17 protein-coding genes and 1 riboswitch are annotated in these 21,214 nt (G+C 73.3%); of the genes, 10 read left to right on the top strand and 7 right to left on the bottom strand.

Annotation, left to right across the window (positions count from 1 at the left end):
* Positions 1–72: 72 nt before the first annotated feature.
* The 3 genes from ACFVIM_RS18950 to ACFVIM_RS18940 form a co-directional block, all read right to left on the bottom strand.
* Positions 73–876, bottom strand: coding sequence for an enoyl-CoA hydratase/isomerase family protein (locus ACFVIM_RS18950; protein WP_384302578.1), 804 nt, complete (start codon positions 874–876; stop codon positions 73–75).
* A gap of 157 nt (positions 877–1,033) precedes the next feature.
* The gene (locus tag ACFVIM_RS18945) at positions 1,034–1,255 is read right to left on the bottom strand and encodes a helix-turn-helix domain-containing protein (protein WP_017948860.1); all 222 of its coding nucleotides are present in this window, start codon (positions 1,253–1,255) and stop codon (positions 1,034–1,036) included.
* 837 nt (positions 1,256–2,092) lie between these two features.
* Positions 2,093–3,691, bottom strand: a complete 1,599-nt coding sequence (locus tag ACFVIM_RS18940) for an ABC-F family ATP-binding cassette domain-containing protein (protein ID WP_384302576.1) — start codon at positions 3,689–3,691, stop codon at positions 2,093–2,095.
* 234 nt (positions 3,692–3,925) lie between these two features.
* On the opposite strand from ACFVIM_RS18940, the gene ACFVIM_RS18935 reads away from it, so the two are divergent.
* Entirely contained in the window at positions 3,926–4,825 is a 900-nt protein-coding gene (locus ACFVIM_RS18935; RefSeq protein ID WP_384302574.1) for a neutral zinc metallopeptidase, read from the top strand.
* Positions 4,826–5,233: 408 nt separating this feature from the next.
* Positions 5,234–5,659 carry a VOC family protein gene (locus ACFVIM_RS18930; protein ID WP_384302572.1) on the top strand — a complete coding sequence of 142 codons (426 nt, stop codon included), beginning with the start codon at positions 5,234–5,236 and terminating at the stop codon, positions 5,657–5,659.
* 259 nt (positions 5,660–5,918) lie between these two features.
* Here ACFVIM_RS18930 and ACFVIM_RS18925 read toward each other — a convergent pair whose 3' ends face one another.
* The 3 genes from ACFVIM_RS18925 to ACFVIM_RS18915 form a co-directional block, all read right to left on the bottom strand.
* Positions 5,919–7,334 (bottom strand): hypothetical protein, encoded by a 1,416-nt coding sequence (locus ACFVIM_RS18925; protein ID WP_384302570.1) that lies wholly within the window; start codon positions 7,332–7,334, stop codon positions 5,919–5,921.
* Positions 7,335–7,469: 135 nt separating this feature from the next.
* Positions 7,470–8,606 carry an alpha/beta hydrolase gene (locus tag ACFVIM_RS18920; protein ID WP_384302568.1) on the bottom strand — a complete coding sequence of 379 codons (1,137 nt, stop codon included), beginning with the start codon at positions 8,604–8,606 and terminating at the stop codon, positions 7,470–7,472.
* 457 nt (positions 8,607–9,063) lie between these two features.
* Complete coding sequence (locus ACFVIM_RS18915; protein ID WP_384302566.1) at positions 9,064–9,738, bottom strand: class II aldolase/adducin family protein; 675 nt, start codon at positions 9,736–9,738, stop codon at positions 9,064–9,066.
* 280 nt (positions 9,739–10,018) lie between these two features.
* Here ACFVIM_RS18915 and ACFVIM_RS18910 point away from each other — a divergent pair, with 280 nt between their 5' ends.
* From ACFVIM_RS18910 to ACFVIM_RS18880, 7 genes are all read left to right on the top strand, one after another.
* Complete coding sequence (locus ACFVIM_RS18910) at positions 10,019–11,284, top strand: anion permease (RefSeq protein WP_384302564.1); 1,266 nt, start codon at positions 10,019–10,021, stop codon at positions 11,282–11,284.
* A 12-nt stretch (positions 11,285–11,296) separates the two neighbouring features.
* The gene (locus ACFVIM_RS18905) at positions 11,297–11,512 is read left to right on the top strand and encodes a hypothetical protein (protein ID WP_384302562.1); all 216 of its coding nucleotides are present in this window, start codon (positions 11,297–11,299) and stop codon (positions 11,510–11,512) included.
* A gap of 166 nt (positions 11,513–11,678) precedes the next feature.
* Positions 11,679–11,818: riboswitch (cobalamin riboswitch) on the top strand.
* A gap of 118 nt (positions 11,819–11,936) precedes the next feature.
* Positions 11,937–12,938, top strand: a complete 1,002-nt coding sequence (locus ACFVIM_RS18900) for a cobalamin biosynthesis protein (RefSeq protein ID WP_384302560.1) — start codon at positions 11,937–11,939, stop codon at positions 12,936–12,938.
* 142 nt (positions 12,939–13,080) lie between these two features.
* A complete protein-coding gene (locus tag ACFVIM_RS18895) occupies positions 13,081–14,691 on the top strand; it encodes a cobyric acid synthase (protein ID WP_384302558.1) in 1,611 nt (536 codons plus the stop codon).
* A 322-nt stretch (positions 14,692–15,013) separates the two neighbouring features.
* Positions 15,014–17,473, top strand: coding sequence for a putative cobaltochelatase (locus tag ACFVIM_RS18890; protein WP_384302556.1), 2,460 nt, complete (start codon positions 15,014–15,016; stop codon positions 17,471–17,473).
* Positions 17,473–18,072: a cob(I)yrinic acid a,c-diamide adenosyltransferase gene (cobO, locus tag ACFVIM_RS18885; protein WP_384302554.1), complete on the top strand. Its 600-nt coding sequence runs from the start codon at positions 17,473–17,475 to the stop codon at positions 18,070–18,072. Before ACFVIM_RS18890 ends, cobO begins: the two co-directional genes overlap by 1 nt.
* The gene (locus ACFVIM_RS18880) at positions 18,066–19,514 is read left to right on the top strand and encodes a cobyrinate a,c-diamide synthase (protein ID WP_384302553.1); all 1,449 of its coding nucleotides are present in this window, start codon (positions 18,066–18,068) and stop codon (positions 19,512–19,514) included. Before cobO ends, ACFVIM_RS18880 begins: the two co-directional genes overlap by 7 nt.
* 64 nt (positions 19,515–19,578) lie before the next feature.
* Here the strand turns inward: ACFVIM_RS18880 and ACFVIM_RS18875 are convergent, their stop codons facing one another.
* The gene (locus ACFVIM_RS18875; RefSeq protein ID WP_384302551.1) at positions 19,579–20,472 is read right to left on the bottom strand and encodes a ZIP family metal transporter; all 894 of its coding nucleotides are present in this window, start codon (positions 20,470–20,472) and stop codon (positions 19,579–19,581) included.
* A gap of 104 nt (positions 20,473–20,576) precedes the next feature.
* On the opposite strand from ACFVIM_RS18875, the gene ACFVIM_RS18870 reads away from it, so the two are divergent.
* Positions 20,577–21,176 (top strand): cobalamin biosynthesis protein, encoded by a 600-nt coding sequence (locus tag ACFVIM_RS18870; protein WP_384302549.1) that lies wholly within the window; start codon positions 20,577–20,579, stop codon positions 21,174–21,176.
* The last annotated feature ends 38 nt before the right edge of the window (positions 21,177–21,214 follow it).

Here is a 21,214-nt window from a genome sequence, read left to right as displayed (position 1 = left end):
CCGCCCGGCAGTCCGGGCGGGGCTTCCTCGCTCTGGGGTGCCGGTCAGTCACCGAACACTCAGGCGTGCGGGTCAGTCACCGATGCCCGCGAGATCCCTCAGCCGCCGGGTCTGCGCGGCCCGCTCGGCCGCCCGCTGCTCGTCATAGGAGCGCGTGGACGCACCGAGCAGCAGCGCCTTGGTTTCGATCAGGGCGTCACGCGGGGCCGCGAGCAGCGCGGCCGCCAGATCGGTGACCGAGGCATCGAGCTGCTCCCCGGGGACGACCAGATTGGCCAGCCCGATCCGCTCGGCCTCGTCCGCCTGGACGAAACGGCCCGTGCCGCAGATCTCCAGGGCACGGGCGTATCCCACGAGCGAGACCAGCGGCTGGGTACCCCCGAGATCGGGGACGAGCCCGAGCGTGGGCTCACGCATCGCGAACTGCGCGTCCCGCGCCACGACCCGCAGATCGCAGGCGAGGGCGAGCTGGAAACCCGCGCCGATCGCATGGCCCTGAACGACCGCGATCGTGACGAGATCACTCCGGCGCCACCAGGTGAACGCCTCTTGGTAGATGGATATGGCGCGGTCGACCTCGGCGTCGGAACTCCGCGCCAGATCGAGGAACGACGGCTCACCGTCGAACCCCTCAGGGGTGAACGCCTGCCGGTCGAGCCCCGCGGAGAAGGACGCGCCCTCACCGCGCAGCACCACGACACGCACCGTGCCCGGAAGTTCCCGGCCCGCCTGAACCAACGCCCGCCACAGAGCGGGAGACTGGGCGTTGCGCTTGGCCGGGTTCGTCAGGGTCACCGTGGCGACCGCGTCGTCGACGGTGAGTCGTACACCGTCCCTGTCCAGCGTGGGTTCACGCACGGAGTCGGGCGAGGTCATGGGGCGCCTCCGATTCGGGCCGCGGACAGTGCGGAACGGTCAGCCGACCGCACAGTGACAACCCGACGGTAACCACCTGGTCGACCGTCCGACCGACCGGGTGGTCACCACCACCTCGGTGGACCGAAGGAGCCTTCGGGAATCAGCGCCCGGGACGTCAGGTCGACGCGGCCTTCTTGCCGCGCGTCGCCCCGCCGCGTCCCCGCAGCGTGACGCCCGACTCGCTGAGCATGCGGTGCACGAATCCATAGGAGCGGCCGGTCTCTTCGGCCAGCGCCCGGATGCTCGCACCGGAGTCGTATTTCTTCTTCAGGTCTGCCGCGAGCTTGTCGCGCGCGGCGCCGGTCACCCGGCTGCCCTTCTTCAGAGTCTCGGCCACCCGTGCCTCCTCATGGGAAGTGCGCTCTGGACTTCTCATGATCACCCCTCGCGCGTCTCCTGGCCACCCATTCAGCAAGGTCCATACGAGCAGCTTTTGACATGTACGGCACGGCCATCACAAACGGAATGTTTCGTTCCATGTGCTCGTGTCCACATGCTGGAGTGCCAGAGAACGGCAAATGTCCTGGTCAGTGACCGTCCGCGGGAACGGGATCCGGTATGCATCCGCGCGGCGTCTTGGCGGCGATCGTCGCGGCACGGTACGAGACACCCTCACTCAGATGATGGATCACCCGTGAGCCGAATGATCCATACGGAGTGGATCAAGCGCGCGAGGCCCCCCGGGCCAGGATCCCGACGGGCCGCGATTCCGGTGTTCCGGAAGTTTCGGACGGTCCCGATGAGCCGAAAGGGGCTCGATGGGGAGCGGGCGGCCCCGTACGGACGGGGACCAACCGTCCCTGGCGCCTCGCCGCCCCCTTCGCGACCTTCTGACTTCTGGTCCCGCGGTCTTCTGGTCCCGCGGTCTTCTGGTCCCGCGATCTTCTGGCCCCTTCCGGCCTTCCGGCACGGCGAGCGCGGACCAGGCGCGGCACCAGGAGGCGCGTCCGGAACGGGACACGTCACCAGGGCCGCATATATCGCTACCGTGCGATCACCCAAGGCCGCCGCCCCCACTACCGCGCGCCCGCGATCACCTACGAGAGCGGGGATCCAGCGGTCCCAGGCGGATTCCTCGGCGACCGGAGCATGTCCCCGGTACGGGAGGCACGGGTCGATCCTTCGCACCGCCACCCGTCTCCGGGGTCACCGGACGCGCGACCGGCCACGGCCGTCAGGCGAGCGCGACCAAGTCCGCGTAGTCCGCGCCCCACAGGTCCTCGACCCCGTCCGGCAGCAGGATGATCCGCTCCGGCTCCAGGGCCTCCACGGCGCCCTCGTCATGGGTGACGAGGATGACCGCTCCCTTGTAGGTGCGCAGCGCCCCGAGGATCTCCTCACGGCTGGCCGGGTCGAGGTTGTTGGTGGGCTCGTCCAGCAGCAGCACGTTGGCGGAGGAGACCACCAGGGTGGCCAGTGCCAGTCGGGTCTTCTCACCGCCGGAGAGGACACCGGCGGGCTTGTCGACATCGTCACCGGAGAAGAGGAACGAACCGAGCGTCTTGCGCACCTCGACCAGATCGAGGTCGGGCGCCGCCGAACGCATGTTCTCCAGGACGGTGCGATCGGGGTCGAGGGTCTCGTGCTCCTGGGCGTAGTAGCCGAGCTTGAGGCCGTGACCAGGGGTGACGGCACCGGTGTCGGGCTGTTCGACCCCGGCGAGCAGCCGCAGGAGAGTCGTCTTGCCCGCGCCGTTCAGACCGAGGATGACGACCCGGGAGCCCTTGTCGATGGCCAGGCTCACATCGGTGAAGATCTCCAGCGAGCCGTAGGACTTCGACAGACCCTCGGCCGTGAGCGGGGTCTTGCCGCAGGGCGCGGGCTCGGGGAAGCGCAGCTTGGCCACCTTGTCGGAGACGCGCACGTCCTCCAGGCCCGCCAGCAGGCGCTCGGCGCGCTTGGCCATGTTCTGCGCGGCGACGGTCTTGGTGGCCTTGGCGCGCATCTTGTCGGCCTGGGAGTTGAGCGCGGCGGCCTTCTTCTCGGCGTTCTGGCGCTCACGCTTGCGGCGCTTCTCATCGGCCTCGCGCTGGCGCTGGTAGAGCTTCCAGCCCATGTTGTAGATGTCGATGACCGACCGGTTGGCGTCGAGGTAGAAGACCTTGTTGACGACGGTCTCGACCAGGTCGACATCGTGGGAGATCACGATGAAGCCGCCGCGGTAGGTCTTGAGGTAGTCGCGGAGCCAGACGATGGAGTCGGCGTCGAGGTGGTTGGTCGGCTCGTCCAGCAGCAGGGTGTCGGCGTCCGAGAAGAGGATGCGGGCCAGCTCGACCCGGCGGCGCTGACCACCGGAGAGCGTGTGCAGCGGCTGTCCGAGCACCCGGTCGGGCAGTCCGAGCGCGGCGGCGATGGTGGCGGCCTCGGCCTCCGCCGCGTACCCGCCCTTGGTGAGGAACTCGGTCTCCAGGCGCTCGTACTTCTTCATCGCGCGCTCACGGGTGGCGCCCTTGCCGTTCGCCATACGGTCCTCGTTCTCCCGCATCCGCTTGAGAACGACGTCCAGGCCGCGGGCGGAGAGGATGCGGTCGCGCGCCAGGGTGTCGAGATCCCCGGTGCGCGGGTCCTGCGGGAGATAGCCGACCTCGCCGGAGCGGGCGATGGTGCCCGAGGCGGGCATTCCCTCACCCGCGAGGCACTTGGTCAGCGTGGTCTTGCCCGCGCCGTTGCGGCCGACGAGACCGATGCGGTCGCCCTTGGCGACACGGAACGTGGCGGATTCGATGAGGACGCGGGCTCCGGCACGCAGCTCGATTCCGGAAGCGGTGATCACGGACAGACTCCAGGGCGGTGTGGACGGCGGAAGGACGGGGCGCGAGGGCTTCGGCGCCGTCTAATGCGCGAGGAGAATGGCCATAGGGGCCATTCTAACGGGGCCACGCAAGTGATTTTCCCGTCGCGGGACCGCTCCGGCGGAGGTTCCCGCGGGGCGGGCGGGGCGGTGCGGCGGATACTCGGCACGGGCGGCGGGCCGCCCGCCGGGACCCGAGCCGAGGGTGGTGGCCCCATGCAGTTCGACGACGACGCCGACCTGGACACGTCCGAGGTACGGGATGTGCGGGGGCGTCGCCTCCCCGGTGGCCGGGCGGCGATCGGTGGCGGTGCCGCCGCGCTGATCGCGCTCATTCTGGGGTTGCTCTTCGGGGTGGGCCCGGATCAGCTGGGACTCACGGAGGGCGGGCCCGACCCCGCGGCCAGCACCGCGACCGCCTCGTCCCAGACCCAGGTCGAGCAGGCGTGCCGTAAGGGCTCGGACGCCAACACCCGTCAGGACTGCCGGATCGTGGCGGTGGTCAACAGCGTGCAGGACTACTGGCGGGCGGAGTTCCCCCGGCGGCAGGGCCGCTACACGGATGCCCGGACGGTGCTGTTCACCGGCCGGGTGAACACGGCGTGCGGGGCCGCGACCTCGGCGGTGGGCCCGTTCTACTGCCCGCTGGACCGCCGGGTCTATCTGGATCTGGGCTTCTTCGACGAGCTGCGGACGTCGTTCGGGACCAGCGGCGGCCCGTTCGCGCAGGCGTACGTGGTGGCGCACGAGTACGGCCACCACGTACAGAACCTGATGGGGACGCTCCAGCGGGCCCGGGACGGACGGCAGGGGCCGGCGAGCGGCTCGGTGCGGGTGGAGTTGCAGGCCGACTGCTACGCGGGGGTCTGGGCCCATCACGCGACGACGACGCCCGACGAGCGGACCGGCCGCCCCGTGCTGGCCCGGCTGACCCCGGCGGACATCCGCGAGGGGCTGGACGCGGCGGCCGCCGTCGGCGACGACCGGATCCAGGAACGCGTCCAGGGCCGGGTCACGCCCGAGACCTGGACCCATGGGTCGGCGGCCCAGCGGCAGCAGTGGTTCGACGTCGGCTACCGCACCGGCGACATGGCCCGCTGCGACACCTTCCGCTAGGCGTACCTTCACCATCCCGTCTGTCCGCCGCGCACCGGCGCTCTCACCGCCCCCCTGGGCGTAGCGGCCCGGGCGGGGGTACCCCGGGCGGAGTCCGAGGGAGTGTCCCCATCACGGCGGCTCTCCCTCACGGCTCCGCCTGGAAGGACCCGCGTCGCTCCCCGGCTCACGGGGTGCCTCGTGCCAGAGCCCGCGCCCGCCCCCGGGGCGCCGGCCGGGCCCTCGTCCGGGCGGGCGACGCTGTCCCGAAGGCGCTGTCTCCCCCCTCGACCCTCGCTGAGCTGCGAGGACGGCCACCCGGACGGCATTGTCAGTGGGGGGTGCCAGACTGAGACGCAGATCACGATTTCTGGGTCTCCCGGGCGGTCCGGGAGAGCGGGGACCTTCCCGGGAGAGGGAGTGAGACAGATGTCGGAGCAGTCGGCACCATCGCCGTCGTCGCCGAGCGTGTGTCCGTCCATGCTGTACGCGGACGCGAGGGCGGCGGTGCGGCAGTTGACGGAAGCCTTCGGATTCACCACCGTCGCGCTGTTCGAGGACGAGTCCGGCCTGATCCTCCACGCGGAGCTGGCACTGGGCAACGGCATCGTGATGCTGGGCAGCAAGGGCGCGGGTGGGGAGTTCGGTGCCGCGATGGCGGGTGCGGGACCGGCGGCGGTCTATGTCCGCGTCGATGACGTGGACGCGCACCACCGCCGGGCCGTGGAGCACGGCGTGGAGGTGGTGGCCCCGCCCACCGACCAGGAGTACGGCGCACGGGACTATCTGGCCCGTGATCGGGAGGGTCATATCTGGAGCTTCGGTGACTACCGGCCCCAGATAGCCGCCGTCTGACCGGACGGGTGGAGCGGCGTGGATCCGTCCGGAGGGGAAGGTGCCCCCTCCTCGCCCGGCGCGGGCGCCTCGTCACCGGGGGCTCGGGGCCGTACGGGGGCGCAGGGGCTGTGACGCACCGCTTGTGCTGTGACCGGGAGGTTCGCTGACCCGCGACGCCCTACCCGGCACCTCTCCCCCGGGCCACGCGGGCCCAGGGGGAGGCGCCAGGGCACACGGGCCCGGCAGGATCCATCGGACACGCCCTCGCCGTGAACGGCTAGGCGCCGCCGGTGTGGACCTGGAACGCCGCCCTGCGGACGGCCTTGGCGAGCGCGGGGTCGGGGTGGGCGGCGGCCAGAGCCACCAGGACCTGGACGGTGCGGGGGTGCCCGCCGGAGCGGACCTCGTCGAGCAGGGCCGGAATCGTGCCCTGGACGGCGGAGTCGAGATGGCGCAGCAGCAGCTGGGGCTCACCGTGGTCGGCGACGGCGGCGGCCGTGTCCACCCACAGCCAGGTCGCCTCCTCGCGGGTGAGCACGTCCGGGGCGTCCTCCGGGTCCATCCCCTCGTACTCCGCCAGCCAGAGCAGGGCGTAGGGGCGCAGGAAGGGCTCGGCGGCGACGGCGCGGACCTCCGCCTCGGCGGGGGCGCCGACGACCCGCAGGGCCTCGAAGGCGAGACCGCGCAGGAGGGCGTCCTCGCCCCGGGCGACGGCGAGCAGCTCGGCGACCGCGCTGGAGACGGTCCGGGCGGCGAGCCAGGCCCGGTACTCGGCTCGGGCGGGTCCCGGAGTGAGCCGGGCGCAGCCGCGCAGCATGTCCTCGGCGGACTGCTCGATATTGCCCGCCGGGCTCTGCGCGGCCACGCAGATCTGCTCCAGCTTGACCCAGACCGCCCAGTTGCCGAGGGGGGTGAGCGTGGCGGAGCGGCCCTTGTCCAGGGTGAGCGCCCCGACGGACGCCAGCCCCTCAAGGGCCCAGTCGAGCAGGGGGGAGACGGCGACGGGCCCGATGTCCGCGCCGGAGGGGGGCACCGCCGCCGGGGTGGCGGGCGAGCGCTCCTGGGGGTCGTAGGGGACCTCGCAGCGCTCCTCCCGCAGCTCGGCGACGCGCTGTTCCAGCAGATCGAGAAGGGCGGGCACCAGTACGGGCCCGGCGGAGAGCTGAAGGAGGGAGAGCAGCTGGGGTACGGCCTCGACGACCTCGGCGACCGCGGTGGGTGGGACGTCCTCGGGCGCCGGGAGCGCCAGGGACCAGGCGTCGAAGAGGGCGACCCAACCGCGCAGGACGGCCATGTCGTCGCGGTCCCAGGCGCGCAACCGCCACCCGGGGCGGGCGGTGTCGCCATGCAGTTCGACCAGTCCGGCCAGACGGGCCCGGTCCCAGCCCGCCCGCACCTGGAGGGGGGTGAGGTCCAGCGCGGCGGCGGCCCGGTCGCGGGCCGGGGCGGCCAGCGCCGAGCTGCCGGGATCCCGTTCGACGGCCGCCCAGCGGGCGATCCGGACGGCGTCCGCGAGGACCGCTCTGGCCTGACGGGCCAGTTCGGCGGGGGGAAGAGTGCCCTCGGGGGGCCTGGGCGCCGGTCGGGTGCGCCGGGTCGTCACGGCCCGTCGGGCGGTGGCCAGTGGTCGCGGGCGGACAAGACGAAGTCTGGAGTTGCGCGCCAATTGCTCATCAGGCTTTCGGGACGTCACAAGGAGCAGTCTTCCCGCTGACAGCCCGAAAGCCCAAACGGAACGTGGCGCACCCAGGGTTGGCCGGTAATCGACGGTCGCCCTGACAGGGTCGCATCAAGATCCACGAAGTGTCCACGTCAGGACGGTGACGATCTACATCAGGGGGGTGAGAAAGCGGCGCAGGGCCTCCTCGTAGCGGGCCGGGTCCGCGTTCCACATGGCCGCGTGGGGGGCGTCGCGGACGGTGTGGAGGGAGATCAGCCGGGGGTGGCCCGCGGCGAGCTCGCGCGAGGGCCCCCAGGGGGCGAGGGCGTCGTCCGGGCCGTGGAAGATCAGCACGGGGACCCGGATGGCCTGAGCGTCCGCCATCGTCATCCGGGGCGCGCCATAGAGCCCGGCCCGGCTCTGAGCGGCGCGGACGGCGAACGGCACCAGGGGCCCGGGGGTGTGCCGGGCGGCCGCCAGGGCGCGCAGTGTGGCCCCCTTGTCGAGGACCGGGGAGTCCAGGACGAGTCCGCTCACGCGGTCGCGCAGGGGTGAGTTCGCGGCGGCGTGCAAGGCCATCGTGGCCCCGGTGGACCAGCCGTAAAGGACGACCTTGTTCGCGCCATGCCGGACGGCGAAGCGGAGGGCGGCATCCAGGTCCCGCCACTCGGCGTCCCCGAGACGGCTCAGGCCATCGGGTGGCCTGGGGGCGTCCGGGTCGCCCCGGTAGCCGACCGCGAGGACGGGAACCCGGCGCCCATGCAGAAACGGAAGGAGGTTCAGCGGGTGGGCCCGGGTGGTGCCGAGGCCGTGCACGGCGATGACCCAGGTGTCCCGCGGCCCGGGGACGAGCCAGCCGGGCAGGGGGCCGAGTTCGCCGGGGACGGCGATGTCGGAGTGGGCGATACCGAGGGCGGTGGCCGGGTCGCCGTGGTGCAGCTCGGGAGTGAGCCGCACCGAGGCGCCGGGCTCCAGGGCGCCCTCGGCGATCCGGTCCAGCGCGCGGACGACGGTGTCGGCGGAGTGGGGGATGTCATCGAGGACCGGACCGACGACCGCGTGGACGGTGTGGCCGGTGGGATCCGTGAGGCCGTAGACGCCGGGCCGCAGGGCGGCGAGCGCACGGGTGAGGGTCACCCGTGAGCCGTCCACGGCGTGGACCGTGAGCCGGGGGTCACCGGGCAGGGGCCGGCCGGAGGGCACCTTGAGGATCGCGTCGCTCGCGAAGCGTCCGGCCGCGAGGGCTGTCGCGGTGGCGCCGATCAGGGTGGTGGCGGCCGCTGCCGCCGTTCTCGCCGCTCGCACGGTTCCAGTGTCGGTACGTGCGCGGGGCCCTGCCAGCGGACGCCGTCCTTCCGTGCGTCCATGCCTCGTGAGGCCCGCCCCCGCACGCCCCCTGCGGCCGCGCGCCGCCGCCTACGCTCCCGGACGCGCTCCGGGGCGACGTGCGAGTCGGCTTGCCCGCCGGGCCTGCGGCCTCGTCGTGGGCCACTCACCCAGTGCCACGGGGACCGGGGCGCGCGGCTTGCGGGCACGCGGGCCGCACCTGCTGGTGGGCCCGGGTTCCCCACCCTTGTGGGCAGTCGTTCCGCCGGGCGATGGGGGTCCCCCGGGCGGAACCCGTGCCCATAACGGAGGGGGAACGCCTGTCCACACGGCTGGGAGCCAACCCGCCCAGGAAGCCGGGGGAACGTGTTCCGTCACACGGAGGTGGGGCCCGGCTGCCGGGTGGGCAGGGGCGGGCAGCCCGGGCGCGCCGGGGTCAGGGGGATTGGCCGTAGGTGTGGAGGGCGGTGGCGGCCTCGGTGAGCTGGGACGGGGTGAGGAGGGACGGCTCGCGGCCGGGCCCGGAGGTGGCGAGGAGCCAGAGCCGGCACATCCACTCCAGCTGGGCGGTGCGGTCGTACGCCTGGTCGAGACCGCCCCCGTAGGCCACGGTGCCGTGGTTGCGCAGCAGACAGGCCCTGCGGTCGGCCAGCGCGTCGAGCATGCCGTCGGCGAGGGCCTCGGAGCCGTACCGGGCGTAGGGGGCGACACGGACCGGACCGCCGAGGTCGGCGGTCATGTAGTGGATCGGGGGCACCTCGGTGACCAGGGTGGAGACGGCGGTGGCGTGCACGGCGTGGGTGTGGACGACCGCGCGGGCGTCGGTGTGCCGGTAGACCGCCAGATGGAGCGGCAGCTCGCTGGTGGGCTCGAGGTGGCCCAGGACACGGTTCCCGTCGAGGTCGACGGCGAGGGCGTCCCCGGGGGTGAGCCGGTCGTAGGGCACCCCGCTGGGGGTGACGAGGACCAGATCGCCGACGCGGGCCGAGACGTTGCCCGAGGTGCCGACGACCAGCCCCTCCGCGGCTGTCCTGCGCGCGGTGGCCACCAGTCGGCCCCAGAGCTGTACGAGGTCATGTTCGATCACGTCCGGCCCGATCCGATCGCTCATACGACCATCGTGTCAGGTGTCGGCAAGGGGGTCCGGCCCACGAGCGATGTCGGGTGATGCATATCACCGGATGGTGCGAGAAGTCCGATTTAAGACCATCTCTACCGTCCGGAAACCCCGGGGAATCGGCGGCAGCGGCCCCCGGGAGGGGGCTTCGGCGAGCAAAGCGGAACCATGAACATCATTTGGGGTCACCCTGAATCCCGCCCCAGTTCACCTTCCGTTCATCCAGGTTACCTACGTTCGCCGGGCCACTGACGTCCAAAGATTGCCTGGGTAAATGGAACACATCACGCTGCTACTCGCGATCGTGATCGTGACGGCTCTCGTGTTCGATTTCACGAACGGTTTCCACGACACCGCCAACGCGATGGCGACCACCATCTCGACCGGCGCAATGAAGCCCAAAGCCGCGGTGGCCATGTCCGCCGTGCTCAACCTCGTCGGCGCGTTCATGTCGGTGGAGGTCGCCAAGACGATCTCCAGCGGCATCGTCAACGAGGCAGGCATAACACCAGAAGTGATCTTCGCGGCGCTGGTCGGCGCCATCCTCTGGAATCTCCTGACGTGGCTGGTCGGCCTGCCGTCCAGTTCCTCGCACGCCCTCATGGGCGGTCTGATCGGCGCCACCATCGCCTCGGTCGGCATCAGCGGCGTCAACGGCGGCACCGTGATCACCAAGGTGCTGATCCCCGCCATCGCGGCCCCCCTGGTGGCCGGTATCGGCGCCTACCTGGCCTCCCGCCTCACCTACAAGATCGGCAAGAACGCCGACCAGAAGGCGACCGCGAAGGGCTACCGCGCCGGGCAGATCGCCTCGGCCGGTCTGGTCTCCCTGGCGCACGGCACCAACGACGCCCAGAAGACGATGGGCATCATCACCCTCGCCCTGGTCGCGGGCGGCGTGCTGGTCCCGGGTTCCAACCCTCCGATGTGGGTCATCGTCTCCGCCGGTGTCGCCATCGCGCTCGGCACCTACCTCGGCGGCTGGCGCATCATCCGCACCATGGGCAAGGGTCTGACCGACCTCCAGCCGCAGCAGGGCTTCGCCGCCCAGTCCAGCGCCGCGAGCGTCATCCTGGCCTCCTCCAACCTGGGCTTCTCGCTCTCCACCACGCACTCCTGCTCCGGCGCGGTGATGGGTGCCGGTCTCGGCCGCAAGGGCGGCGTGGTCCGCTGGTCGACCGCGACCCGGATGTTCGTGGCCTGGGGCCTGACCCTGCCGGCCGCCGGTCTGGTCGCCGCCCTCTCCGAGCTGGTCACCCGGCAGGGCGACTGGGGCATCGCCGTCGTGGCCGTCTTCCTCGTCGCCTCGTCGGCCGCGATCTGGGTGTACTCCCGGCGCCAGGTCGTCGACCACACCAACGTCAACGAGACCGATGAGAACGGTGTGAGCGACGGCTCCGAGCCCGGCGTCGTGACCGCCGCCATCGCCGCGGTCACCCCGCCCCCGGCCGGTGTGACCCCGGACGAGCTCAAGACCACCATCCCGGCCCCCGCGGCCGCCTCTTCCGAGAACGGCCCGGCCAGCCCGGCCGCGGTGTAAGGACGGAACAGCATGAAGATCGACTGGGTAGCCCTCGGCTCCGTGTTCGGCGTCAGCCTCGTGGCCACCGTCGCTCTGGTGGGCCTCTTCACCCTGGGCATCGTGGGCATGAGCAAGCAGGCATCGGCGAACGGCGGGTCCGTGGCCCTCGCCCGCACCGGCGCCTACCTCTGCTTCGCGCTGTGCCTGGCCGCGGTCTCGTACGGAATCTTCCTGATCGTGACCTGAGCCCCGCGCTCTGACCACAGGGCCGGACCATCCCCCGCGGATGGCCCGGCCCTGTGGCGTACCCCGGGGGACGAGATCGCGTGGGCGCGCGGGACCACCGGGTGGCGGGGCTGCTCTGTGGGGCTGGGCACACTGTCCCGTCGCAGGTCAACGGCAGGTTGACGGGTGTTCTCGGGGCGTGGTGGACTGCCGGGGCCCATACGACGGCAGCAGAGGAAGCCGGTGCGAATCCGGCGCGGTCCCGCCACTGTCAGCGGGGAGCGATCCCCGTGAGCCAGGAACTCTCTCCGTCGTCTCCGTCGAACCAGGGCGTGGACACCCTGAGTGAGGACATATCGCCATGCCCGGCCGTGGTTCAGCTCCCCTCCCCTCCCCCGTGCGTACCATCGCCGGGGCCGTGACCAGCGGGATCGCCCGCTGATCGATGCGTGCCGAACGAGTCTTCGCGTATGGCGCGCTGGCCGGTCTCACCGCCGACCTCCTTCTCGCCGACCCCCGCCGGGGCCATCCGGTCGCCGGTTTCGGGCGGGCGGCGGGGGCCGTGGAGCGGGTGCTGTGGCATGACCACCGCGGCTGGGGCGCCCTGCACACCGCCGTCTGCGCCGGAGGCGCCACCACGGCCGCCGCGCTGCTGGCCCGCGCCGCCGCGCGCCATCCCGCCGCCTCGGTGGCCCTGACGGCCGCCGCCACCTGGGCCGTGGTCGGAGGTACCTCCCTCGGGCGCGAGGCCCGCGCGATCGGCGCGGCCCTCACCGACGGTGACCTGGCGCGCGCCCGCGCACGCCTCCCCCATCTCTGTGGCCGCGACCCGCACTCCCTCGACGAGCGGCAGATCGCGCGCGCCGTGGTGGAGTCCGTCGCGGAGAACACCTCGGACGCCGTCGTCGGCGCGCTGGTGTGGGGCGCGGTGGCCGGGGTGCCCGGGCTGGTGGGCTTCCGCGCCGTCAACACCCTGGACGCGATGGTCGGCCACCGCTCGCCCCGGCTGCGCCGCTTCGGCTGGGCGTCGGCGCGGCTGGACGACGTCGTGGGGTGGCCCGGGGCCCGTCTCACCGCCGCGCTGGCGGTGGTCTGCGGTGCCGCCCCGGCCGACGCCGTACGGGTGTGGCGGGCCGACGCCCACCGTCATCCCAGCCCCAACGCGGGCCCCGTCGAGGCCGCCTTCGCCGGTGCCCTCGGTGTCCGCCTCGGCGGCACCCTCGCCTACGGCGGCCGGGTCGAGCACCGCCCGGTCCTCCATGCCGGGGGCCGTCCCGTGACGACCGCCGACATCGACCGCGCGGCCCGGCTCTCCCGCCGCGTGACCCTAGGGGCACTCGCGGTGAGCGTAGGCGGCCGTCTGCTGGTCGCGCGCCTCGCGAAAGCGGTCCAGACCGCACGCGCGGGTACGGCCGCGCAGAAGGCGGTACGAAGGCGGCGCGCGTGACAAGGACACGCGCGAGAAGGACGCACGCGACGAGGACGCACGCGATGGGAACACGCGTGACAAGGAACAGCGCCGCGACGATGGACCGCACGGCGGTACGGCGGCACGCCGGTACCGAGGCACCGCTCTGGGGAGGGACACGATGAGGAAGCGCGGCGGTGGGCTGCTGGTCGCGGGGACCACGTCGGACGCGGGCAAGAGCGTCGTCACGGCGGGCATCTGCCGCTGGCTGACCCGCCAGGGCCTGAAGGTGGCGCCGTTCAAGGGCCAGAACATGTCCCTGAACTCGTTCGTGACCCGCGACGGCGCGGAGATCGGCCGGGCGCAGGCGATGCAGGCCCGCGCGGCGCGCGTGGAGCCGACCGCGCTGATGAACCCGGTCCTGCTGAAGCCCGGCGGTGACCGCACCAGCCAGGTGGTGCTGCTGGGCAGGCCGGTCGGGGAGATGAGCGCGCGCGGCTTCTTCGGCGGCCACGCCGCCGGGTCGGCGCTGCGCGAAGGGGGGCGCGAGGCACTGCTCGGCACGGTCCTGGAGTGCCTGGAGGAGCTGCGCGTCACCCATGACGCGGTCATCTGCGAGGGAGCGGGCAGCCCCGCCGAGATCAATCTGCGGCGCACGGACATCGTGAACATGGGGGTGGCACGGGCCGCGGGGCTGCCCGCGCTGGTTGTCGGGGACATCGACCGCGGCGGGGTGTTCGCCTCGTTCTTCGGTACCACGGCGCTGCTCGCCGCCGAGGACCAGGAGCTGCTGGCGGGCTATGTCGTCAACAAGTTCCGGGGTGATGTCTCGCTGCTGGAGCCGGGTCTGGCGATGCTGGAGCAGATCACCGGGCGGCCGACGTACGGGGTGCTGCCGTACGCGCACGGGCTCGGGATCGACGAGGAGGACGGGCTGAGCGTCTCCCTGCGCGGCGCCGTACGGGAGTCGGTGGCCGCGCCGCCGGTCGGCGAGGACGTGCTGCGGGTGGCGGTCTGCGCGGTGCCGCTGATGTCCAACTTCACGGACGTGGACGCGCTGGCCGCCGAGCCCGGTGTGGTGGTGCGGTTCGTGGACCGGCCCGAGGAACTGGCCGACGCGGATCTCGTGGTCGTGCCGGGAACCCGGGGCACGGTCGGGGCGCTGGAGTGGCTGAGGCGGCGGGGGCTGGCGCGGGAGCTGGCGCGCAGGGCGGCGGCGGGCCGTCCGGTGCTGGGGATCTGCGGCGGGTTCCAGCTGCTCGGTGAGCACATCGAGGACGAGATCGAGTCACGGGCGGGGTCGGTGACGGGCCTTGGACTGCTGCCGGTACGGGTGCGGTTCGCGGCGGAGAAGACCCTCGCCCGGCCGACGGGCACGGCCCTGGGCGAGCCGGTGGACGGCTATGAGATCCACCATGGCGTCGCCGAGGTGCTCGGCGGTGAGCCCTTCCTGGACGGCTGCCGGGTCGGTGCGGTGTGGGGCACCCACTGGCACGGCTCCCTGGAGAGCGACGGCTTTCGGCGGCGGTTCCTGGAGCGGGTGGCGCGTGCCGCGGGCAGACGTTTCGTCCCCGCTCCTGACACGTCGTTCGACGCGCTGCGCGAGGAGCAGCTCGACCGGCTCGGCGACCTCGTCGAGGAGCACCTGGACACCGGCGCGCTGCTGCGGCTGATCGAGCGGGGGGCGCCGTCGGGTCTGCCGTTCGTGGCGCCGGGGGCGCCCGCGATGCCCGCCGTGCCCGTCAGCCCTCCGGTACCCGGGGTGGCGGGAGGGGCTGACACCGGCGTATGAGCGGGACTCCGAGCACGGACACACGGCGAAGCGCGAACAGAGGTACGAACGAAGGAACGGGCAGCGGCACCGGCGGAAGCACAAGCGTCGGCACCACGACGAGCACGCGCCGCAGACCCCACACGCGCCGTGTGTTCAACGCGCACCACACACCTGGCACGCACCGCATAGCCAGCACGCACCGCATGTCCAGCGTGTGCCGCACACACAGCACACACAGCACGCACAGCACGAGTCACATATCCAGCACGAGTCACACGAGCGGCACCCGCCGCACGAGTCGTCCGAGGACGACGTTTCCGCACCGCGCCAAGGAGGCCGTATGAGCACGCCCTACCCCTTCACCGCGCTCGTCGGGCAGGACGACCTCCGTCTCGCGCTGCTGCTGAACGCGGTCTCGCCGCGGGTCGGCGGGGTGCTGGTACGCGGCGAGAAGGGCACCGCCAAGTCGACGGCCGTACGGGCGCTGGCGGCGCTGATGCCCCCGGTGGCGGTGGTCGCGGGGTGCCGGTTCTCCTGCGACCCGGCCGAGCCGGACCCCGGCTGCCCCGACGGACCGCACGAGAGCGGTGGCGGCGCCCCGCGCCCGGCGCGGATGGTGGAGCTCCCGGTGGGCGCCTCCGAGGACCGGCTGGTGGGGGCGCTGGACATCGAGCGGGCGCTCGCGGAGGGCGTGAAGGCGTTCGAGCCGGGCCTGCTCGCGGACGCGCACCGGGGGATCCTCTACGTCGACGAGGTGAACCTGCTCCACGACCACCTGGTGGACGTCCTGCTGGACGCCGCCGCGATGGGCGCCTCCTATGTGGAGCGCGAGGGCGTGTCCGTACGGCACGCGGCGCGCTTCCTCCTGGTCGGGACGATGAACCCCGAGGAGGGGGAGCTGCGGCCGCAGTTGCTGGACCGGTTCGGGCTGACGGTGGAGGTCGCCGCCTCCCGGCGGCCGGAGGAGCGGGTCGAGGTGGTCCGCCGCAGGCTGGCGTACGACGACGATCCGGCGGGTTTCGCGGCGCACTGGGCGGCCGAGGAGGACGCGCTGCGGGCGGGGATCGCCGCCGCCCGGGCCCTGGTGCCGCGGGTGCGGCTGGGCGATGGGGCACTGCGCCGGATCGCGGCGGTATGTGCCGCGTTCGAGGTGGACGGGATGCGGGCCGACATCGTGATGGCCCGGACGGCGACCGCGCTGGCGGCCTGGGCGGGCCGGACGGAGGTCCTCGCGGAGGATGTCCGCAGGGCGGCGCTGCTGGCGCTGCCGCACCGGCGGCGGCGCAACCCGTTCGACGCGCCCGGGCTGGATGAGGAGAAGCTCGACGAGGTGCTCCGCCAGTTCGAGCAGTCCGAAGACGAACAGGACGAGCGGGACGAGCGGGAGCAGCCGGACGAGCACGAGGCGACCGGAGAGCGCGGACCCGGCGGGGACGAGGGGACGGACGGGGACGCCCCGGAGCCGGACCCGGACGATCCGGGTCCGGGGTCGGGCCCCGACGGCGGCCCCCCGCCGCCGGACGCCCCCGGCGACGGCGACCGCGGCGACGGGCGCGGTGAGACGCCGTCCGGGCCGGATGGCGCCGCCGAGGGCGATGGCCCGGGGGCACCGCTCGCCGGGGCCGGTGAGCAGCGTCCGGTGGGCGCGGCGGAGCCGTTCCGGGCGAAGGAACTGAGCGTGCCCGGCATCGGGGAGGGCGCGGCGGGCCGCCGTTCCCGCGCCCGCTCCGAGCACGGCCGTACCACGGGTGCCCGGACGCCCCGGGGCACGCTGACCCGGCTCCATCTGGCGGCGACCGTACGCGCGGCCGCCCCGCACCAGCGGGCGCGGGGGCGCGGCGGCCCGGGTCTGGTGCTGCGCCGTGACGATCTGCGGCAGACGGTCCGGGAGGGCCGCGAGTCGAATCTGGTCCTCTTCGTGGTCGACGCCTCGGGTTCGATGGCGGCCCGGCGGCGGATGGGTGCCGTCAAGGGCGCCGTGCTCTCGCTGCTGCTCGACGCCTACCAGCGCCGGGACAAGGTCGGGCTGGTGACCTTCCGTGGCCGGGAGGCGCAGGTGGCGCTGCCGCCGACGTCGTCGGTGGACGCGGCGGCGGCCCGGCTGGAGGGCCTGCCGACCGGGGGCCGTACGCCGCTGGCGGCCGGGCTGCTGCGCGCCCATGACGTCCTGCGGGTGGAGCGGATGCGTGATCCCTCGCGGCGGGCGCTGCTGGTCGTGGTGACGGACGGCCGGGCGACGGGCGGCGCGGACGCGCTGGAGCACGCGGCCCGCGCGGCGCGGGTGCACGCGGCGGAGGGGACGGCCGCGATCGTCGTGGACTGTGAGTCGGGTCCGGTCCGGCTCGGTCTGGCGCGCCGGCTCGCGGCCGACCTGGGCGGTACGGCCGTGACGCTGGAGGAACTGCGCGCGGACGCCCTCGCGGGACTGGTCAAGGACGTTCGTACGGGCGGGCCGGGCGGAGGCGGCCGTACCGGCGCGAACACCGGGCGTACGGGCGGGAACGCCGGGCGTACCAACGCCAGCACCGGTCGTACCGGCGCCGACACCGGCCGTACCGGCGCGAACGCGGGGCAGGCGGGCGGGCCCGGTGGAAGCGCCGGGCGTCCATCGCGCGGCGCGGCGACGGCGTTCGCGCCGGGTCGGCCCGCCGCCTCCGCGGGGTCCCCCCGCGCCGCCCGTTCCCCCGCCTCATCTCATTCGTCCACCGCGTCCACCGCATCCGCTTCGGCCGGTGCGGCGGGTGCGGTCGGTGCTGTTGGTTCAGCTGGTTCAGCCGCTTCGGCCTGGAGGATCGCGTAATGCCACAAGGACAGCCGTCCGTCGTCCCCGAGGACGGGCTCACCACCCGCCAGCGCCGCAACCGGCCGCTGGTCCTCGTCCACACCGGCCCCGGCAAGGGCAAGTCGACGGCCGCCTTCGGGCTCGCGCTGCGCGCCTGGAACCAGGGCTGGCCGGTCGGGGTGTTCCAGTTCGTCAAGTCCGCCAAGTGGAAGGTCGGCGAGGAACGGGCGCTGCGGGTGCTCGGGGCGTCCGGCGAGGGCGGCCCGGTCGACTGGCACAAGATGGGCGAGGGCTGGTCCTGGGTCCAGCGCGACCGCCAGTTCAGCAACGAGGAGGCGGCCCGGGAGGGCTGGGAGCAGGTCAAGCGGGACCTGGCGAACGAGTCGTACCGGCTCTACGTGCTGGACGAGTTCGCCTATCCGCTGCACTGGGGCTGGGTGGACACCGACGAGGTGATCTCGGTCCTGCGGGACCGGCCCGGCACCCAGCACGTCGTCATCACCGGACGGAACGCCCCGGCGCCGCTGCTGGACTTCGCCGATCTCGTCACCGAGATGACGAAGGTGAAGCACCCGATGGACGCCGGTCAGAAGGGCCAGCGGGGCATCGAGTGGTAGCACGTCTCGTCATCGCCGCCCCGGCGTCGGGCAGCGGCAAGACCACCGTGGCGACGGGCCTGATGGCGGCCTTCGCCGCGGCGGGCCTGGCCGTCTCCCCGCACAAGGTCGGCCCCGACTACATCGATCCGGGCTATCACGCCCTCGCCACCGGCCGCCCGGGACGCAATCTGGACGCGTTCCTGTGCGGACCCGAGCTGATGGCGCCGCTCTTCGCGCATGGCGCGCGGGGCTCGGACGTGGCCGTGGTGGAGGGGGTGATGGGCCTCTTCGACGGCGCGGCGGGCGAGGGCGAACTGGCGTCCACGGCGCAGATCGCCAAGCTGCTGCGGGCCCCGGTGGTGCTGGTGGTCGACGCCTCCTCCCAGTCGCGTTCGGTGGCGGCGCTGGTCCATGGCTTCCTCTCCTGGGATCCGGAGGTGCGGCTGGGCGGTGTGCTGCTGAACAAGGTGGCCTCGGACCGTCATGAGGCGCTGCTGCGGGACGCGCTGGAGAGCACCGGGGTCCCGGTGCTGGGCGTGCTGCGGCGCGGGCCGGCCGCCGCGACCCCCTCCCGGCATCTGGGGCTGGTGCCGGTGGCGGAGCGCCACGGGGAGGCGACGGCGGCCGTCACGGCGATGCGGGAGCTGGTGCGGGCGGGCTGTGATCTGGAGGCGCTGCTGGCGCTGGCCCGCAGCGCGCCCCCGCTGGGGGCCATGCCCTGGCACCCGGAGGACGCGCTCACCGCCTCGCCCGGCACCGCCGGCGACGGCGTGCGCGGCACGGTCGGCGACAACGGGCCCCACACGGTCGGGGACAGCGGGCCCGGCACAGTCACGGGCGGCGGGTCCACCGCGGGGCGGCCCGTGGTGGCCGTCGCCGGGGGCGCCGCCTTCAGCTTCACGTACGCCGAGCAGGTGGAGTTGCTCACCGCGGCGGGCGCGGAGGTGGTGGTCTTCGATCCGCTGCGGGACGAGAAGCTGCCCTCGGGCACCGCGGGTGTGGTCATCGGCGGCGGCTTCCCGGAGGTGTACGCGGGGGAGCTGTCGGCCAACGAGCCGCTGCGGGCGGCTGTCGCCGCCTTCGCCCAGGAGGGCGGGGCGGTGGCGGCCGAGTGCGCGGGGCTGCTCTATCTGGCGCGTTCCCTGGACGGGCGGCCGATGTGCGGGGTGCTGGACGCGGACGCGCGCATGGGGGAACGGCTGACCCTGGGCTACCGGGACGCGGTGGCCCTCACCGAGAGCTGTCTCGCGGCGCCGGGCGCCCGGCTGCGGGGCCATGAGTTCCACCGTACGGTGATCGATCCGGGCGCGGGCCCCTCCCCCGCCTGGGGACTGCACCGGCCGGAGCGCCGGGTGGAGGGCTTCGTCCACCGGGGGGTGCACGCCAGTTATCTGCATACGCACTGGGCCGCCGCCCCGGAGGTCGCCCGTCGCTTCGTCGCCTGGTCCGCCTCCCGGTGAACGGTACGGAGGGGTGGTGAACGGTACGGAGACGGGCGTGCACGGTACGGGGACGGGCCTGCCGTCATGCCGCGATCCCCACCACCAGCCAGATGAAGCCGACCCCCGCCACCGTGCAGAGCAGGGTGGAGCGGGCCGGGTGGGTGTGGTGCGCCTCCGGGAGGATCTCGGCGGCGGCCAGATAGAGCAGGGCCCCGCCGAAGAACCCGAGATAGCCGCCGAGCAGCTCCACCGGCAGGGTGAGGAAGAGGGTGGAGGCGGCCCCGACGACGGGTGCGCAGGCGTCGGCGAGGAGCATGAGGATCGCCTTGGTACGGGTGTTCCCGTAGAGGCTGGTGACGGTGTAAGTGTTGAAGCCGTCAGCGAAGTCATGGGCGACGACGGCGAGTGCCACGGTCAGGCCCATACTCTCCCCCACCTGAAAGGCGGCTCCGATGGCGACGCCGTCCATCAGGCTGTGTCCCACCATCGCCGCCGCCGCGGTCAGCCCCACCTGGGGCACCCGCCGCCCCTCCCCCGGACCGCCCTCGCTCGCGGGGCTCTTCGCCGGGGGGCTCCTCCGCGTACGGCCGTCGCGCTGTTCCCCGTCGCCAGGGCCCCCGTCGCCGACTCCCGCGTCGTCCCTGCCGCCGTGCCGAGTGCCGTACCGGGTACCGGCCGTGGGCGGGCGCGCGCTGTCCTCCGTACCGCCGTGGGCCGAGTGGCGGGTGGCCAGCAGGCGTTCGACCACATGGCCGGTGAGGAAGCCGCCGACGAAGAGCAGCAGGGCCTCCGGGACGCCGAAGACCGGTTCACCCGCCGCCTCCAGGGCCTCCGGCAGCAGATCGAGCCCGACGACACCGAGCATCAGCCCGCCCGCCAGGCCGAGGACGAGATGGCGGCGGTCGGTGACGCGCTGCGCCGTCCAGCCGCCGATGAGCGTCATCACAAACGCGCCGAGCGCGACGAACACCGCCATGCGCCCTTGCTAGCGGATCCGGCCGCGCCGCCTCCCCCTCCGCTCTCCCCGCCCTCCCCGCGGGCCCCCCGATTCACCCGTTTGACCTGAAAGGACCCCTACCGATGGCCGAAGCCGTACCAGACGCGGTGACGTCCGCCGGTGCCGGTGCCGGTGCCGGTTCCCGTGCCGATGACAGTGCCGATGACAGTGCCGATGACAGTGGCGGTGACAGTGGCGGTGGCGGTGGCGACGGAATGTGGTCCTCGCTGACCGTGGGCGTCGGTGCCGCCCGGGGAGTCCCCGTCGACGAGGTGCTGGCGCTGGTGCTGGAGACGCTCCGGGAGAACGGACTGCGCCCTGGCGAGGTGACCGAGGTGGCGACGGTCGAGGCGCGGGCGGCCGAGCCGGGTGTGGTGGCCGCCGCCGCGCGGCTGGGCGTCCCGCTGGTGACGTACCCGGCCGAGCGGCTCGCCACCGTCGCCGTCCCGAACCCGTCCGCCGTGGTGCTCGCCGCCGTGCGTACCCGCTCGGTGGCGGAGGCGGCGGCCCTGGCCGCCGGGGGTGAACTGCTGGTCCCCAAGCGGGTCTCGGCTCCCGTCGGGCGCCCGGCGCGGGCGACCTGCGCGGTGGCCGCGCGGCGGACGGGGGTGACGTCAGCGACGCCTGATATCCCAGCGACCCCAACCGCCTCAACGGTCACGCGGATCACCGGGAGCCCGTGATCGAGCCTGACCAGCCATCGGTGTCCGCTGAGACGTCC

The organism is Streptomyces sp. NPDC057638 (genome assembly GCF_042800315.1).
Taxonomy (GTDB): domain Bacteria; phylum Actinomycetota; class Actinomycetes; order Streptomycetales; family Streptomycetaceae; genus Streptomyces.
Note: the sequence above shows the minus strand (reverse complement) of the source record. Positions and strands in the feature narration are given on the sequence as shown.

Coding starts and splice junctions, on each gene's coding strand:
- ACFVIM_RS18900 (WP_384302560.1), top strand. CDS start 11,937: ATGCGTGCCGAACGAGTCTTCGCGTATGGCGCGCTGGCCGGTCTCACC.
- ACFVIM_RS18915 (WP_384302566.1), bottom strand. CDS start 9,738: ATGAGCGATCGGATCGGGCCGGACGTGATCGAACATGACCTCGTACAG.
- ACFVIM_RS18910 (WP_384302564.1), top strand. CDS start 10,019: ATGGAACACATCACGCTGCTACTCGCGATCGTGATCGTGACGGCTCTC.
- ACFVIM_RS18930 (WP_384302572.1), top strand. CDS start 5,234: ATGTCGGAGCAGTCGGCACCATCGCCGTCGTCGCCGAGCGTGTGTCCG.
- cobO (WP_384302554.1), top strand. CDS start 17,473: ATGCCACAAGGACAGCCGTCCGTCGTCCCCGAGGACGGGCTCACCACC.
- ACFVIM_RS18895 (WP_384302558.1), top strand. CDS start 13,081: ATGAGGAAGCGCGGCGGTGGGCTGCTGGTCGCGGGGACCACGTCGGAC.
- ACFVIM_RS18935 (WP_384302574.1), top strand. CDS start 3,926: ATGCAGTTCGACGACGACGCCGACCTGGACACGTCCGAGGTACGGGAT.
- ACFVIM_RS18950 (WP_384302578.1), bottom strand. CDS start 876: ATGACCTCGCCCGACTCCGTGCGTGAACCCACGCTGGACAGGGACGGT.
- ACFVIM_RS18890 (WP_384302556.1), top strand. CDS start 15,014: ATGAGCACGCCCTACCCCTTCACCGCGCTCGTCGGGCAGGACGACCTC.
- ACFVIM_RS18875 (WP_384302551.1), bottom strand. CDS start 20,472: ATGGCGGTGTTCGTCGCGCTCGGCGCGTTTGTGATGACGCTCATCGGC.
- ACFVIM_RS18905 (WP_384302562.1), top strand. CDS start 11,297: ATGAAGATCGACTGGGTAGCCCTCGGCTCCGTGTTCGGCGTCAGCCTC.
- ACFVIM_RS18870 (WP_384302549.1), top strand. CDS start 20,577: ATGGCCGAAGCCGTACCAGACGCGGTGACGTCCGCCGGTGCCGGTGCC.